The sequence below is a fragment of the Anaerostipes caccae L1-92 genome, from assembly GCF_014467075.1.
Taxonomy (GTDB): Bacteria; Bacillota; Clostridia; order Lachnospirales; family Lachnospiraceae; genus Anaerostipes; species Anaerostipes caccae.
In genome coordinates, this window is sequence record NZ_AP023027.1 from 2,665,882 (window position 1) to 2,681,582 (window position 15,701).

Genomic DNA, 15,701 nt, shown 5'->3' on the forward strand with positions numbered 1-15,701 from the left:
AAAATAATCTTGCTTAATAGTTATGAAATGTCTATTGAAATTATGATTTTTTCTCTATGAGATGATTTTGTGCAGTTTCCACATAATACCGGCTGCTTTCCCTGATATGGCGGATTTCTACTTCTGTTACCGGACGGACCACCTTTGCGGGACGTCCGAACGCAAGACTTCCGTCCGGGATTACGGTTCCTTCCGTCACAAGGCTTCCCGCCCCGATGAAACAATGTGTGCCGATCTCGGCTCCGTTCATGATGATGCTTCCCATGCCAATCATTGTCTCATCCCCAATAGTGCACCCGTGAAGAATCGTGTTGTGTCCTACCGTCACCCGCTCCCCTACGAGAACCGGATGGCCTTCCTCCACGTGGACCGTGCAGTTTTCCTGGATGTTGGTCTGATTTCCGATCTTTATACGGTTTTCGTCGCCCCTGACCACAGAGGAGAACCAGACAGAAACTCCGTCTCCCAATTCCACGTCTCCCAGCACTGCAGCCGTAGGTGCCTGATAATATGTCTTTTCCATAGTGTCTGCTCCTTAGATTCTTTCTGAAATTTCTCCTTTTCGGTATGCTGTCACGAGACAGCCCAGATCCTTAATGCTTTCCTTTATTCGTTTTCCGTTGTCCGTATCCCCGACCCGTTTCCTGCGGATCACCTTTTTAGACAGGACCGTATCTGAATGTATATCTGTTTCTTCACGGATAACAAAATCTCTGGATTTAAACGGCTCATGGGCAACCAGTTTAATTCCGTAAGAATTGGAAACGAGAGTATAACCTGCGATCCCTGTTTTTTTCTGGTATGCCTTTGAAAAGCCTCCGTCAATGATGAACAGCTTTCCTTTGCATTTGATTGGGCTTTCTCCGTCCTTGACAGCGACAGGCATATGGCCGTTGACGACATGACCTTTCATGCCGTCGGCATCAAACTCCTCCAGTATCTGGTAAAGGACTGCCTCCTCCTCGATCAGCTGATAATAATAATCCTTCGTCTCCTTTTTCAAGTCAGGGTCCTCCACAAAATAGCGCTCGAAGGTAGCCATCTTATCTTTTCCATACACCGGAGAATTTTCATTGGACCATATGTACCACATGATATCCTGTCCGTACTTTTTCTTCGGTGAATTTTCCTGCTCAAAATATCCCTGGCGGGCGTGGTGTTCCAGCACATCGCAGAGGGCCTTCCCCGCGTATTTCTTTCCGTTGATCTTCACCTGACGGAAACTTCCGTCTGCATTCAGCGGAACGCAGCCGTGATAGAGCACCATGTCGTTATATGTAAGATACATACTGCCTTTTGAAAAAAGAAACCGCACATGTTCCTGCAAATGAGCACAGTATTTGAACGAAGTAATCAAATGTTCCATCACATACTCTTCTTCTTTGGTCAGCCGGTACGGATCCTTTGGATCGATAGTCGGAAAATGAGTATCCTTTAACGGGTATTCTTTTCCCCGCATACAGATGGTGCCTTTTTCATAGTTGATCTTATCCAGAAGCAGGCGCTCCTCCATGCCGAAATCCGGTCTTCTCCTGATCAGACGGCCCTCCAGTTTAAATTGAATGACGGCAATGGCCTTGTGCATCTTTTTATTTAGATCCAGCTCCCTGACATCCTCTTCCTGGACATCCCCCGAGATCGTAAACAGTTCGCAGGGATCATCCTTATAACAGTCCAGCGCAAACCTCGCCAGAGGGATGAGATTGATTCCGTATCCGTTTTCCAGGGTATCCAGATTATTATATCTGGCGCTGATCCTCACCACATTGGCAATACACGCCCCGTGTCCGGATGCCGCTCCCATCCAGAGAATGTCATGATTTCCCCACTGGATATCCAGAGAATGATAATCCATCAGACAGTCCATGATCCGGTGTGCTCCCGGTCCGCGGTCATAGATATCCCCGATCACATGGAGATGGTCGATGGTCAGCCTCTGGATCAGATGGCCCAGGGCTGCGATCAGCTCCCTGACCTGCCCGGTCTTTAAAACCGTCTCGATGATCTGGTCAAAATACTCGTCCTTGTCCAGCATTCCGTGTTCTGTGATCAATTCCTCCATGATGTACGCAAACACCGGAGGCATAGCTTTTCTCACTTTCGATCTCGTATACTTGCTTGCGGCCAGCTTCGCCATGAGGATCAGCCGGATCAGCGTGGTCCGGTACCAGGAATCCAGCTCTTCTTCGGACAATTCCTCTTCCATCAGGTCCATCTTCTGCTCGGGATAATAGATGACAGACGCCAGATTCTTTTTCTCTTTGATGCTTAAAATATTGCCGAACTGGTCGTCAATCTTCCCCCTGATCGCCCCGGAACCGTTTCTCAATATGTGGCTGAATTTCTCGTACTCCCCATGCAGATCGGAAACGAAGTGCTCTGTTCCTTTGGGAAGATTTAAAATAGCCTGCAAATTAATAATTTCCGCAGAGGCTGCAGAAATGTTTGGGTACTGCTTGGACAATTCTTTCAAATACTTAAAATCATTCATACACAATCCTCCATAAAGCTATTATATCATCTCCTCAGCAAAAATATTAGGCGAAAAGCCAGATCATATGATCCGGCTTTTTTCTGTTATTGTCCCCGCAGTTCGATCACCGGCGTACCGTGATTTAAAATATAATCCCTGTTGATGATCACTCTTCCGATCGTGTCATCCTTCGGAATCTCAAACATGATATCCAGCATAAATTTCTCTATGATCGCCCTTAATGCACGGGCACCTGTCTTCTTTTCCAGCGCTTTTTCCGCGATTGCTTCCAGCGCACTTTCGTCAAATATCAGCTCAACTTCATCCAGCTCCAGAAGCTTCTGGTACTGTTTTAAGATTGCATTTTTCGGCTCTTTCAGAATACGGACCAGCATATCCTTTGACAGCCCTTCCAGCGTAAATACCATCGGGAGTCTCCCTAAAAATTCCGGTATCATACCGTATTCCCGCAGATCATCCACAGTGACTCTGGACAGAATGTTCTCGTCTTTGTCAAATTTATCTTTTAGGTCTGCATGGAAGCCGATAGATGTCTGCTTCATGAGACGCTTTTTGATGATTTCATCAAGATCAGGAAAGGCACCCCCGCAAATAAACAGGATGTTCTTTGTATTAATTGTCGTCATTGGCACCATGGCATTCTTGCTTGTTGCACCCACCGGCACTTCTACCTCCGCCCCCTCCAGAAGCTTTAACAGCCCCTGCTGTACGGATTCTCCGCTGACATCACGGCTGTTGGTATTCTGTTTCTTTGCGATTTTATCAATCTCATCAATAAAAATAATGCCGTGTTCTGCCTCGTCGACATCATTATCTGCTGCCTGCAGAAGCTTGGAGAGCACACTCTCCACATCATCTCCGATATAGCCAGCCTCCGTCAGAGAAGTGGCATCCGTAATGGCAAGCGGCACCTGAAGAAGCCTCGCCAGAGTCTTTACCAGATACGTCTTTCCGGAACCGGTAGGCCCGACCATGAGCATGTTGGATTTATCGATCTCGATCTCTTCCATGGTGTTGGTCACCACCCGTTTATAGTGATTGTAGACCGCCACAGACATGACCTTTTTTGCATAATCCTGTCCTATGACATATTCATCCAGCATAGCCTTGATCTTGTGCGGTGCCGGAATATCTCTTAGATTTAATTCTTTTTTTTCTTTCTTTTTCTTCTTTTTATCTTTTTTCTTCACTGCCTGCGCAGGCGGTTCCTGCATATTTTCCATCAGACGGGATAAGTCCATATTGTTCAGGTCCATGTTTGTGGCATCGATAAAGCTGAACTGTCCGTTTCCCATACTGTCCATAGTTCTCTGCATACAGTCTACGCAGATATGTATATCCTTGGGAAGCGTGATCATCTTTCCGGTAATCGATTCCGGCCTGCGGCACAGATAGCAGTAGCGCTCCACATCATGGGTTTCGTCTTTCTCCTCAGTAGTTTTTGCAGGCACTTCTTTTTCTTCTAATTCTGTTTCATTTATTTCTTCAGACATTATTTGTACCTCATTTCTTGTAGAAAATATCATGCCAGCCGGTAAACATCCCGGATGGCTTTAAGTCCTTTTATCATATCTTCTTTCTGCATTTTCGTAAAGCCTAAAATATACTGCTCCTTTTCGGGACCTCCGTCTATATAATACATCGAAAGAGGATAAACCCTGACTCCCCTTTTCAGCAGTTCTTTTTCAAACCAATCTGTATCCTGAATATGAAAATCAACGCGCACATGAAGGCCTGCTCCGGCACCGTAAACTGTGATCCGGCTGTCAATTTCCTTCAGCTTCTGAATCAGAAGATCGTGCTTTTCTTTATAAACATTTCTCATCCGGTTTAAGTGCCGTTCAAAATGACCTTCCGATAAAAAAGAGGTGAGTACACTCTGGTCGATCCTGGATACCGCACAGGAGAAAATACCCGCGGTCTTTCTGTATGCAGGCACAAGGCTTTTGGGCAGCACCATATAACCGATCCGTATGGCAGGGGCGATCGCTTTAGAAAAAGTACCCATATATATTACCTTATCACTCTCGTCGATGCCCTGAAGGGCCGGGATCGGCTTTCCATAGTACCGGAACTCACTGTCGTAGTCATCCTCGATAATATACCGTTCTTCCTTTTCTCTGGCCCATTTGATCAGCCGGCTCCTTCTGCCGATCGGAAGAACCACACCGGTAGGATACTGACGGGCGGGCGTGACATAGGCGAGATCCGCACCGCTCTGCTCCAGCTGCGAAACCCTCAGGCCTTCCTCGTCCATGTCTACGGGAAGTACCTGAAATCCGAGTTCGCGGACCGTCTGATAGGCGTTTAGGTATGCCGGGTTTTCCATGGCCATGGTCCTGCCCTTACCCAGAGTCAGGCTCAGGAGAAACAGCAGGTTTTCAATCCCCGCTCCTATGATAATCTGGCTGGTGCCCACGTGGACACCTCTGGACTGCCTGAGGTAATACATAATAGCCCTCCTCAGTCCTAAATCCCCCTGATTTTCTCCTTTTTGGAACAACTCACTGTTGTCGTTCATCATGACTTCTTTCAGAAGTCGTCTCCATACATTATAGGGGAACAGAGTCATGTCGACTCCTACGGGAGAAAAATCAAAAGGGATCGGATCTTCCTCCTGCACCGGATCTTCCTCCTCTGTCTCCACGGGAATATTTAAAGACGCCAGGTCTTCCACCTGGCAGATAAAATATCCGCGCTTGGGCTTTGCCTCAATATATCCTTCGGCTGTCAGCTGGCCGTAGGCCAGATCGATCGTATTCCGGCTCAGGTCCATATGCTTTGCCAGCCTCCTGGTGGACGGAAGCCTGGACCCGCAGGGCAGAGCCCCACTCCGTATTTCATCCCGGATATAAGCATAAATCTGCCTGTAAAACGGTTCTTTTTTTGTGTGATCCAGTCCGATGGTAAGCATCTGTCCCTCCCGGCGGTTTTTCTAGTAATTCTTTACGGTGATTTTTTCAATGACAATGTCTTTTTTAGGTTTGTTCTCGGCCTTTGCATCTGACACAGTCTGAGTCTGGGCAATCTTGTCCAGAACATCGTATCCGTCATACAGCTGGCCGAATACCGTGTAGTCTCCGGTCAAAGACGGGTATCCTCCCTGCTCTTTAAAAAGATCCCTCTGAGCTTTTGTAAGTTCTATCGGAGAAGAATCCAGCATTTCATCTGTAACTTCCCTGTTCTGCACTACAAAAAACTGGCTTCCGTTGGTATCCGGACCTGCATTTGCCATGCAGAGTGCTCCTCTCACCGGGATCAGCTTGTCAGAAGTCTCATTCTTGAACTCTTTTCCCCAGATGCTCTGTCCGCCTTTTCCTGTTCCCGTCGGATCGCCTCCCTGGATCATGAAGTCTTTGATGACCCTGTGAAAAATAATCCCATCATAATATCCGTTGGATGCCAGCGTCAAAAAGTTTTTGACTGCCAGCGGGGAATCCTTGAGGAAAAACTTAAATTTCATTGTTCCGTAGCCCTTGACTTTCACAATAGCAACCGTCTCCCCTTTGGACGGGTCCCCAATCTGCACAGTCTTTTTGGCTCCGTTGATCTTGATCTCTTTATATTTGCTGAGGACCTTTGCCTCCGTCGATTTCTCGGCAGTCGTCTTTGCTTTTTCTGTTTTCTCCTGCTTTTTCTCAGTCTGGCACGCAGAAAGCGCTAATGTACAGAGGAGCAGTCCCCCTGCGATCAGTTTCTTTTTCATTGATCTGTTCTCCTTTACTGTTCTCTGATTTTATCTGCCGGAAATACAATTCCGGTCTGCCTTCTGGCTTCGTCTATGATCTTCATTTCCATTACTGAAGCTTCCAGATGCGGATGGTCTGTCTGCCCCGTCTCGATCAGTTCTACAAAAACCTGTGCTTCGTAATTCATCGGGTTGGAACGGCTGTCACATTCAATGGTCTCTTCACTGCCATCGTTATAAAGAATCTTGATCTCTCTTGGATTCGGGCACTCTGAGATGATCATGCAGCCTTTCTCTCCCTGGATCTGGGTCGGAAGCTTGGAATTGGTGATCTTTGAATAAATAACCTCCGCCTGTTTATCCCCATAGGATGCGATGAGCGTGCCTGCTCCGTCCACACCATTTTCCAGGAATATGGCATCCGCCAGTATTTTTTCCGGCATCCCGAATAATGCCGCGAGAAAATGCACGCAGTACACGCCGATGTCCATAATGGCTCCGTTGGAAAGTTCCGGCTTGAAAGCATTTTCAATAATCCCGTTTTTAAACTTGTCATATCGTGAAGAATACTGGCAGTACTGGATCGTGGCACGGCGCACGGTGCCAATCTTGGAAAGATGTTCCTTCATCGCCTTGAATCCCGGTGTATGTACGGACTTCATAGCTTCCATAAACACGACCTGATTTTCCTTTGCCGCCTGGATCATCAATTCAAGTTCCGTCAAATTGGATGCCACCGGCTTTTCACATAACACGTGTTTTTTGTGGTTGAGCATCATCATCGTGTGTTTGAAATGGCAGTAAGTAGGGCTTGCCACATAGACCGCATCGATCTCAGGGTCCTTTGCCAGTTCTTCATAATTATCATAAACTTTATCGACCCCGTATTTGGCCGCAAATTCTTTTCCCTTTTCCATCGTCCTTGAATAGACCGCTGAAAGCTCGATCCCTTCGACCTCCCGGATGCCTTCCAGGAGCCAGTCCGTGATAAAATTTGTTCCTATACATGCCAACCGTACCATAATTTCCTCCTTATACCTAAATGCAATTTAGCCTCTGGCACGCCGGGGCAAAAATGCGCCGACGGTACCGGAGGCTTTCAGGACCGGAAGATAAATTCCCTTCTAGTCCGCTGTTTCAAACTGACTGTTGTAGAGGTTCGCATAGAAACCGCCTTTCGCAAGCAGTTCCTCGTGATTTCCCTGTTCTACGATGTCCCCGTGGTTCATGACGAGGATCATATCCGCATCCTTGATCGTAGAAAGGCGATGCGCGATGACAAAACTGGTTCTTCCTTCCATCAGGTTATCCATTGCTTTCTGAATCCGCTCTTCCGTCCTTGTATCGACGGAGCTGGTGGCTTCATCTAAGATCAGGATCTTAGGGTCGGCCAGGATCGCTCTCGCAATGGTCAGAAGCTGTTTCTGTCCCTGGGAAATGTTATTGCTCTCCTCATTTATTATCATATCATAACCTTTCGGCTGTGTCTCGATAAAATGATGGGCAAAGGCAGCTCTTGCCGCTCCCTGGATCTCTTCTTCACTGGCGTCCAGCTTTCCGTATCGGATATTGTCACGGACGGAAGCATTGTAAAGCCATGTATCCTGAAGAACCATTCCAAACATCTGCCGGATATCGCTTCTTTTAAAGTCTCTGACATCATAGCCGTCAATCTTGATCGATCCGCCGCTGACATCATAAAATCTCATCAAAAGTTTGATCATCGTTGTTTTTCCTGCGCCTGTCGGGCCGACGATTGCGATCTTCTGTCCTTCTTTGACTTCCACGGAGAAATCGTTGATGACTCTCTGATTCTCATTATATCCGAAGGATACGTGTTCAAAAGTTACATTTCCGTCCAGCGAAGACACATCCACAGGATTCTCCTTCACTTCTTCTTCCTCCTCTTCTTCGAGGAATTCAAAGACACGCTCCGCGGAAGCCGCGGTCGTCTGCATCATGTTGCCGACCTGGGCCAGCTGGGTGATCGGCTGGGTAAAGTTTCTTACATACTGGATAAAGGACTGGATCTGCCCTACCTCAATGGTATTCTTGATTGCCAGAAATCCTCCCAGAATCGCAACGACCACATAGCCTAAGTTTCCCACAAACTGCATCAGAGGCATCATTGCCCCGGAGAAAAACTGAGATCTCCACGCAGAATTATATAATTTTCCGTTTACTTTTTCAAACTCTTCCACAACACTCTTTTCTTTATTGAATACTTTTACAATGTTGTGGCCGCTGTAAATTTCTTCTACCTGGCCGTTGACTTCCCCGAGCAGTGCCTGCTGCGCCTGGAAATAAGGCTGGGATTTTTTCATGATCGCACCGATCATCAGGAAGGATACCGGAAGGATCACGACCACGGCGACCGTCATCGGAACGCTGATCCTGATCATCATAACGAACACACCGATAATGGTAGCCACAGAAGTAATGATCTGTGTCATACTCTGATTCAGACTCTGTCCCAGAGTATCCACATCGTTGGTGATCCTTGAGAGCACCTCACCGAATGTTCTGCTCTCAAAATATTTCATCGGCATCCTGTGGATCTTTTCAGAAATATCTTTTCTCATCTGATATGTGGTGTTGTTGGACACATGGGTCATGATCAGTCCCTGAAGGAATGAAAATGCCGCAGATGTCAGATACAGTCCGAGAAGCGTCAGCAGTATGCCCCTTATCTTGGAAAAATCAATTCCGCCGGTTCCCTGGACTTTTTTCACCAGTCCGTTAAAAATTTCAGTTGTGGCATTTCCAAGTATGGTCGGTCCTACAATGTTAAATACCGTGCTGGCAATGGCAAACAAAATAACAAAAGCGATGGCGCCGTAGTAGCGTCTCATGTATTTTAAAAGCTTCTTAATGGTTCCTTTGAAATCTTTTGCTTTTTCTCCGCCCTGCATCGGGCCGTGGCCCATTCTCCTGACCGGCCTTCTGTTCTGATTACTCATGTTCTGCCGCCTCCCCTCTAGCTTTTGCAAAATCATCCTCAGACAACTGGGATTTTGCAATCTGTAAGTAGACCGGACATGACTCCAGCAGTTCTTCATGAGTTCCTGTGCCCACGACGCGGCCCTCATCTAAGACAACGATCTGGTCTGCGTGCAGGATCGTACTGATCCTCTGCGCAACGATCAGGGTCGTGCTTCCCTTCGTCTCTCTGGCCAGTGCCTGCCGAAGTGTCACATCCGTCTTGTAATCAAGTGCGGAAAAGCTGTCGTCAAAAATGTAAATTTCCGGGTCCTTGGCAACTGCCCTGGCGATGGACAGTCTCTGTTTCTGCCCTCCGGATACGTTGGAACCTCCCTGGGCGATCGGAGAATCATATGCCTCTTTCTTTTCTTCAATGAAATCTGCGGCCTGTGCAATCCTTGCCGCTTTCTTCACCTCTTCTTCAGATGCATCCTCTTTTCCGTAACGCAGGTTCGAGTCGATCGTTCCGGAAAACAGAACCCCCTTCTGGGGTACATAGCCCAGTTTATCTCTTAAATCCGACTGTTTTACCTCCCGGATATCTACTCCGTCAACGAGAATACTTCCCTCTGTCACATCAAAAAACCTCGGGATCAGATTGATCAGCGTAGACTTTCCGCTTCCGGTGCTTCCGATAAACGCCGTGGTCTTTCCGGACGGCGCCGTAAAGCTGATGTCGTGGAGCATATCCTCCCCTGCATCGGGATATCGGAAAGAAACATGCTTAAATTCCACTTCTCCCTTTTTCTCATTCAGAAATTCTTTCGGCCGTTTCGGATCTTTGATCATGATCTCCATATCTAAAATTTCATTGACACGCTCTGCTGCCACCTGGGCTCTCGGCATCATGATGGAAACCATGGAGATGAAAAGGAATGACATGATGATCTGCATCGCATACTGAATGAACGCCATCAGATCTCCCACCTGCATCCTTCCCAGGTCAATGTTGTCTGCTCCCACATAGACGATCAGGACCGTCATGGCATTCATGATCAGCATCATGAGCGGCATCATAAACGTCATCGCCCTGTTGACGAACAGGTTGGTCTTCATCAGGTTCTTATTGGCCGTGTCAAACCGTTCTTTTTCGTGCTTTTCGGTGCTGAATGCACGGATGACGGGAAGCCCGGTCAGAATTTCCCTGGATACAAGGTTCAGCCGGTCGATCAGTTTCTGCAAAACCTTAAATTTCGGCATAGCCACAGTAAACAGGACTAAAATCACGGTCATGATCGCCACGACTCCGATGGCAATGGTCCATGTCATATCCACGTTGGTTTTCAGTACTTTATAGATACCTCCAAGCCCCATCAATGGTGCAAATACAACGATGCGGAACATCATGGTCACAAACATCTGGATCTGCTGGATATCATTCGTACTCCTGGTGATCAGGGATGCCGTGGAAAACTTATCAAACTCTGAGTTCGTAAAATCCATTACCTTTTTAAAAATATGGTCACGGAGAATTCTGCTCAGCCTGGCTGCCAGTTTTGCGGATAATAAAACGACAGTTACGGCCACAGCCATAGCCAGCAGTGCAAGCCCTACCATAATGGCTCCGGTCTTCAACATATAATTGGTCTGTATCTGGTCTAAGTCGAGCCCCATGGCTTTATATTCCGCTTTTACAAAAGAGATCGCGGCCTGGCTGATGATGCTTTCCGGCATGTCATCAATGCTCTTTCCCTTAAATTTCTGCGCCATTTTGGCATTTTCTTTGGTCTGGCCGCTTTGCTCCATCATTTTCATTTCCAGCATCAGCATCGGTTTTGAAAGGATTTTGTCTAAATCCTCCCTGTCCTTTTTACTGATGTCTTTTCTCACATAGAGACGGCCTTTTTTATAAGAGCTGTAATCAGAGTCTTTCACCTGTTTTTTCGTGTACAGCTCATAGGCATCCTTCACTTTTTCTGCATCTTTCGGCTTCATCATTCCCATGAGTGCCTGCATGGACTCTTCCCGGACGGCATCCGGCACTGCGTCCTCGATTCCGCCCTGCTGGATTCCTACATTGACAATATTGGACGTATACGTCGGGATCGTCAGTTCACAGCTGACCTGCACACACAAAAGCAAAACAATGCATGCGATCGGGATATATGCTTTTTTCAGATATCGGAATATTTTCAGCATGATGTCTCCTTTCTACGATTATTCCTTACATTTACAAGTTCCTATTTCCAAATCAACTAATTTATCAAGCCCCTCATAAAATTTTGTGAGCAGCCGGAACAGTTCTTCTTTTTCCTCTTCCGTGAAGGTCTTCATGACCTGATTTTTAACTTCGACGGTAGCTTCGGAAATTTTCTCATAGATCTGCCGTCCGTGTTCCGTGAGATACACGAGGCTTCTCCTCTGATCTTCCGGGTCCTGCTTCCTGATGACAAATTCTCTTTTTTCAAGCCTGCGGATCATGACATTGATCGTCGAAGGCTTAATGCCCAATCTATCTGCAATCTCCTTCTGAGTCACTCCTTCTTTCTTGTAAAGGCCGGTGATCAGCGGCATCTGCCCCGGATGCAGACCTGCCTCCTTTAGGTAAGCAAATCCGATTGCAAAATTTTTATGGTTGATCTTCAGAAGCAGGTGATAAATGCCGTCATCTTCATACATGATGACTCCTTTCTTAAACCTCAAAAAATATATTAGTTATCTAATCATTAGTTGACTAATGGTTATCATAGCACAGTGCAAATGGAAATACAAGAAAAGAATTGTGAAGATTCAGTGACGTTTTTTCGTCCCGAAAATCATTCTGAAAAAGGTCCTGATTTCTCTCCAGGCCTCTTTGCTCTCCGGCAGCATTCCCATCGCCAGCTGAAACACATGGAACATGTCGGGATAGACACTGTTTCTCACCGAAACACCGCTTTCCTTCACCTTTCTTGCCACTCTCAGTGTGTCGTCCAGCAAAACTTCCCTGCCGCCTGCCTGAAACAGCATCGGCGGAAATCCGTGATAATCTCCGAACAGCGGGGAAATATACGGATTGCTGACATCCTCACTTCCCGGATACAGAGAATCGTAAAGCATCGTGACCTTTGATCTGCCGAACAGCGGGTCTCTTCCGTAATTATATTTGAGACTTTCTCCGCTCAGTGTAAGATCCGTCCACGGTGACATCAAAATAAAACCTGCCGGCATGGCAATTCCATGATCCTTCAGATATAAACCGAGAGCCAGCGCAAGTCCTCCCCCGGCAGAATCCCCCGCAATCACGATCTTTTCCGGCGGGAATCCCTTCTCCTCTGTCAGCCACCGGTAGGCTGAGACAGCGTCTTTAAGCGCCGCAGGAAACGGATGCTCCGGCACGACCCGGTAATCCGGTGACAGAACACTTCCTCCCCCGCTGCAAATAGAGTACTGGAGGGCAGCTCTGCGGTATGCGTTTCTAAGCGTCCCGATATATCCGCCGCCGTGCAGCTGCAATACCGCCAGGTCATTTTTATCCTGATCCGGAGACAGAAATTCCATCTGAAAATTCTCATGTGCCAGTTTCTCGTTTGTATACCCTTTTGGGCACTTCCACCGGTATTCCTTCGGATTCTGATGTCCCATGCCGGTGGCATATGTCCTTCCTCTGGGTGTCGCTGTAAATCCTCTGATGCATTGAACGGCCATCTGTCCGCGCAAACTTGCTCGTTTCATAGTATGCTCCTTCTCTGATTAGGTGTGAAATCTTCTGGCCAGTTCATTTTTCCCCTGCTTGTTCCCTGCCGCTAAAATAACAAATACCGTCAGTACTGAAATTCCGCAGGATATCCATGCGATCAGCGGCTGTTCAAAGAGTCCGAACAGGTACATGATGACCGGTACCACACTCAAGACCGCTATAAAAATCAAGTACATCAGATAACTGTACCATGTCTTTCTGTTTACCAGTACCAGCACTACCACTGCCAGATCTGCCGTCAGGATCAGCCCCGGTATGACATAAGCCGCAGACCATCCCTCATATCCGATGACATAGTCAATGACAGATACCAGAATTCCTCCGCCGATGACCTCCACAACGATTTTTGCGGCCAGATTTCTCCTGTGTACAATGGAATAGGATACAGTCACCATTAGATATAAAATACTTGCAAGGACGATTGCCGACCAGAGAAATCCATTATATGTAATATAATTGATGATTCCCATAAGGACTGCAATCATACCGAGCAGGATGAAAAAAATATTTTTAATCCCGTAAAGCCTCATTCTTTCTTCTTCCGGATCAGGGTACATTCTCTCCCGCTTAACGGTTTTTCCGTCATCACTTAATACCCTGTTGCAGAGCGGGCACGTCACGGTCTCATCCAGGACTTCCACCTGGCAACTCTTACACCTTTTCATTGATTACCCCATTGCTTTCTATGGCTACTTTGATTCCTTCCTTCGCCAGATTCCTGAAAAAGGCTTTCTGCAGATAGCTTTCCTGGAAAACCGACGTAAATGTGATGACCGCCTGGTCCTTATAACTGAGCATGGCGCATTTCATCTCCTGTGTCTTGAAGACACCCATCATCACATGAAATTGCTCGATCTCATCCTCATATCCGGGAAGCACCCTGATCTGTCCCAGGTTGGACAGCGTAGTCGTCGCTGACTTGCTGGAACGCCTGAACTTATAACTGAGTCCGAGATTCTTCAAAACAAGCGGCAGAATCCGTATAAATGGGTTCTTTTCTGCAGAAACATTATAAGACAGTACCTCCTCGATCTTTTCCTTTTTAATCTTTTCGTCCATCTGCCGGCTGACTTCAGAGAGAATCTCCTGAAATGTATGATTTTCCCCCCTGGATAAAAATTCGATCAAGGTTACCGCATAAAAGTTACTGGTCGTACTGGAGTCAAAAAAAGCCCTTAAATTGATCGGCAGATTGATTCCGATTGGATTTTTGTCCTGCTGCCTGTTCATGTATTCCTCATAGATACTGTATATTAATACGGCAGTCAGGTATTTGGTGACGCTGACCCCGCAGCTCCTGCAGGTTTTCTTCAGATCCTCAATACTGACATAGCCGTGAATGACGCTGATAGCGCCTCCGTAAATCCTTCTTCCTTTGATCTGATAGGCTCTTTGCGTGCTGTAACCTTTTCCCTTTTTCTTTCGGTAATGCTTAAAGTAGCTGTCTTCCTGATCCAAAATACATTCTTCGCTGGGTGAATATTTTTTCACCTCTCCTTTGGACTCGTTCCTGAACAGGTCAATATAGCGGTAAGTGAGTTCCTTTAAGAACGTGATGGCTCCCATACCGTCCGAGACAGCGTGGAATACTTCCAGATTGATCCTCCTTCTGTAATAGGAAACACGGAACAGAAACTTCCTCCTGCCATGGGGATCGATATACCGGCACGGATACTCGGTCTCATCCTCTACTTCGGGCCGGTTCTTATTTTCTTCAAAATAAAACCAGAAAAATCCCCTGCGAAGCCGCACCCGGAACACGTCAAACCACGGAAGGACATCTTCCAGCGCCTGCTGGAGCAGATCCGGACGCACCTCCTCTTTCAGCGTGGCCGAAATTCGGTAAACATGGCTGATCTCCTTATTTGCGATCACCGGAAAAAGCTGGGCCGTATTGTCAAGCTTCCTCCATGTAATATGATCATCTCTCTTTTTCATAATTCTTACCTTCCTAAAAAGCAAAATCAAAAGAAAATTCTGTCTATAAACAAAAAGCTGCCAAACCTAATTGACAACTTTTCGGGTGTTATAAACAGTATTACAGCACAACCAGAGCACAGCATCTTTTGTTTGAAAGGCACCATCTCCAGCAAACATTACGTCCATTTTCTACATGATTGGAGTGAGACATTCTAAGAGCCGAACGGAAATCATGTAGAAAATGTCATGAGTTATTTACCACTATTTCCGTCGCGCTTTTGAAATGCGCTCCTACAATAGCGGTAAATAACTTTCGAAAAGTGGCACCTTTTTTGACAGAGGCCCTTCTCCAACAGACATTATGTCCATTTTCCACATGATTGGAGTGAGGCATTCTAAGAGCCGAACGGAAATCATGTGGAAAATGTCATGCATTTCTTCCGCAGCACTTTTTATATTTCTTTCCGCTTCCGCAGGGACACGGGTCATTTCTTCCGATCTTCTCGCCTTTTACAACTGTCGTGGATGATTTCTGTTCTTTATACAGCTCTTTTCTTCTCTCCTCTGACAGAATATCGTTCCACTGTTCCAGTTCATACAGCCATTCTGCACGGCAGGCAACCATATTGTAGTATAATTTTTCAAAGTCGATATCTAACGTTACTTCCGTATCTTCTTCCATCTCCTCGATCGGATTCGGAGTTTTCAGACTGTCATTGATCCCGTCCAGAAAACCTACAAAAAACTGAAGTTCCGTCTCGTATTTTTCTGCCAGTTCTTTGACTGTTCCTTTTTCTACAAAGTCTTTATCTGATAATAACTTTACATAAATCTCTTTTTCGATCCCAAAATAAGAAAGCCAGAACTGCTGTCCTTCCTGTGTACGGTCGTCAAATTTATACGCATAGTCGCGCCATTCCTGAAGTAATCCCATGATT

13 protein-coding genes are annotated in these 15,701 nt (G+C 46.5%); all 13 read right to left on the reverse strand.

Going from position 1 to position 15,701, the window contains the following annotated elements:
• Positions 1 to 40: 40 nt before the first annotated feature.
• Positions 41 to 523, reverse strand: a complete 483-nt coding sequence (locus ANCC_RS12985) for a gamma carbonic anhydrase family protein (protein WP_006565580.1) — start codon at positions 521 to 523, stop codon at positions 41 to 43.
• Between the two features lie 12 nt (positions 524 to 535).
• Positions 536 to 2,491 (reverse strand): fructose-bisphosphatase class III, encoded by a 1,956-nt coding sequence (locus ANCC_RS12990; RefSeq protein ID WP_006565581.1) that lies wholly within the window; start codon positions 2,489 to 2,491, stop codon positions 536 to 538.
• Between the two features lie 86 nt (positions 2,492 to 2,577).
• A complete protein-coding gene (gene clpX / locus ANCC_RS12995) occupies positions 2,578 to 3,987 on the reverse strand; it encodes an ATP-dependent Clp protease ATP-binding subunit ClpX (protein ID WP_024726716.1) in 1,410 nt (469 codons plus the stop codon).
• Between the two features lie 29 nt (positions 3,988 to 4,016).
• On the reverse strand, positions 4,017 to 5,408 hold the full coding sequence (gene pdxR, locus ANCC_RS13000) for a MocR-like pyridoxine biosynthesis transcription factor PdxR (protein WP_006565583.1): 1,392 nt from the start codon (positions 5,406 to 5,408) through the stop codon (positions 4,017 to 4,019).
• Between the two features lie 21 nt (positions 5,409 to 5,429).
• The gene (locus tag ANCC_RS13005) at positions 5,430 to 6,200 is read right to left on the reverse strand and encodes a peptidylprolyl isomerase (protein ID WP_006565584.1); all 771 of its coding nucleotides are present in this window, start codon (positions 6,198 to 6,200) and stop codon (positions 5,430 to 5,432) included.
• Between the two features lie 14 nt (positions 6,201 to 6,214).
• The gene (locus tag ANCC_RS13010) at positions 6,215 to 7,204 is read right to left on the reverse strand and encodes a Gfo/Idh/MocA family protein (RefSeq protein WP_006565585.1); all 990 of its coding nucleotides are present in this window, start codon (positions 7,202 to 7,204) and stop codon (positions 6,215 to 6,217) included.
• Positions 7,205 to 7,306: 102 nt separating this feature from the next.
• Positions 7,307 to 9,142, reverse strand: a complete 1,836-nt coding sequence (locus ANCC_RS13015) for an ABC transporter ATP-binding protein (RefSeq protein ID WP_006565586.1) — start codon at positions 9,140 to 9,142, stop codon at positions 7,307 to 7,309.
• Entirely contained in the window at positions 9,135 to 11,303 is a 2,169-nt protein-coding gene (locus ANCC_RS13020) for an ABC transporter ATP-binding protein (protein WP_006565587.1), read from the reverse strand. The genes ANCC_RS13015 and ANCC_RS13020 overlap by 8 nt, the downstream gene beginning before the upstream one ends.
• An 18-nt stretch (positions 11,304 to 11,321) precedes the next feature.
• The gene (locus ANCC_RS13025) at positions 11,322 to 11,783 is read right to left on the reverse strand and encodes a MarR family winged helix-turn-helix transcriptional regulator (RefSeq protein WP_006565588.1); all 462 of its coding nucleotides are present in this window, start codon (positions 11,781 to 11,783) and stop codon (positions 11,322 to 11,324) included.
• A gap of 111 nt (positions 11,784 to 11,894) precedes the next feature.
• A complete protein-coding gene (locus ANCC_RS13030; protein ID WP_006565589.1) occupies positions 11,895 to 12,818 on the reverse strand; it encodes an alpha/beta hydrolase in 924 nt (307 codons plus the stop codon).
• A gap of 18 nt (positions 12,819 to 12,836) precedes the next feature.
• Entirely contained in the window at positions 12,837 to 13,508 is a 672-nt protein-coding gene (locus tag ANCC_RS13035) for a DUF6320 domain-containing protein (RefSeq protein ID WP_006565590.1), read from the reverse strand.
• Positions 13,495 to 14,781, reverse strand: a complete 1,287-nt coding sequence (locus ANCC_RS13040) for a hypothetical protein (RefSeq protein WP_006565591.1) — start codon at positions 14,779 to 14,781, stop codon at positions 13,495 to 13,497. The genes ANCC_RS13035 and ANCC_RS13040 overlap by 14 nt, the downstream gene beginning before the upstream one ends.
• 409 nt (positions 14,782 to 15,190) lie before the next feature.
• The gene (locus ANCC_RS13045) at positions 15,191 to 15,697 is read right to left on the reverse strand and encodes an SEC-C metal-binding domain-containing protein (RefSeq protein WP_006565593.1); all 507 of its coding nucleotides are present in this window, start codon (positions 15,695 to 15,697) and stop codon (positions 15,191 to 15,193) included.
• Between the last annotated feature and the right edge of the window lie 4 nt (positions 15,698 to 15,701).

Bases quoted from the DNA above. Each gene is read 5' to 3' on its own strand.
- ANCC_RS12990 (WP_006565581.1), bottom strand. From the start codon at position 2,491: ATGAATGATTTTAAGTATTTGAAAGAATTGTCCAAGCAGTACCCAAAC.
- ANCC_RS13015 (WP_006565586.1), bottom strand. From the start codon at position 9,142: ATGAGTAATCAGAACAGAAGGCCGGTCAGGAGAATGGGCCACGGCCCG.
- ANCC_RS13025 (WP_006565588.1), bottom strand. From the start codon at position 11,783: ATGTATGAAGATGACGGCATTTATCACCTGCTTCTGAAGATCAACCAT.
- pdxR (WP_006565583.1), bottom strand. From the start codon at position 5,408: ATGCTTACCATCGGACTGGATCACACAAAAAAAGAACCGTTTTACAGG.
- clpX (WP_024726716.1), bottom strand. From the start codon at position 3,987: ATGTCTGAAGAAATAAATGAAACAGAATTAGAAGAAAAAGAAGTGCCT.
- ANCC_RS13035 (WP_006565590.1), bottom strand. From the start codon at position 13,508: ATGAAAAGGTGTAAGAGTTGCCAGGTGGAAGTCCTGGATGAGACCGTG.
- ANCC_RS13005 (WP_006565584.1), bottom strand. From the start codon at position 6,200: ATGAAAAAGAAACTGATCGCAGGGGGACTGCTCCTCTGTACATTAGCG.
- ANCC_RS13045 (WP_006565593.1), bottom strand. From the start codon at position 15,697: ATGGGATTACTTCAGGAATGGCGCGACTATGCGTATAAATTTGACGAC.
- ANCC_RS13020 (WP_006565587.1), bottom strand. From the start codon at position 11,303: ATGCTGAAAATATTCCGATATCTGAAAAAAGCATATATCCCGATCGCA.
- ANCC_RS13040 (WP_006565591.1), bottom strand. From the start codon at position 14,781: ATGAAAAAGAGAGATGATCATATTACATGGAGGAAGCTTGACAATACG.
- ANCC_RS13030 (WP_006565589.1), bottom strand. From the start codon at position 12,818: ATGAAACGAGCAAGTTTGCGCGGACAGATGGCCGTTCAATGCATCAGA.
- ANCC_RS13010 (WP_006565585.1), bottom strand. From the start codon at position 7,204: ATGGTACGGTTGGCATGTATAGGAACAAATTTTATCACGGACTGGCTC.
- ANCC_RS12985 (WP_006565580.1), bottom strand. From the start codon at position 523: ATGGAAAAGACATATTATCAGGCACCTACGGCTGCAGTGCTGGGAGAC.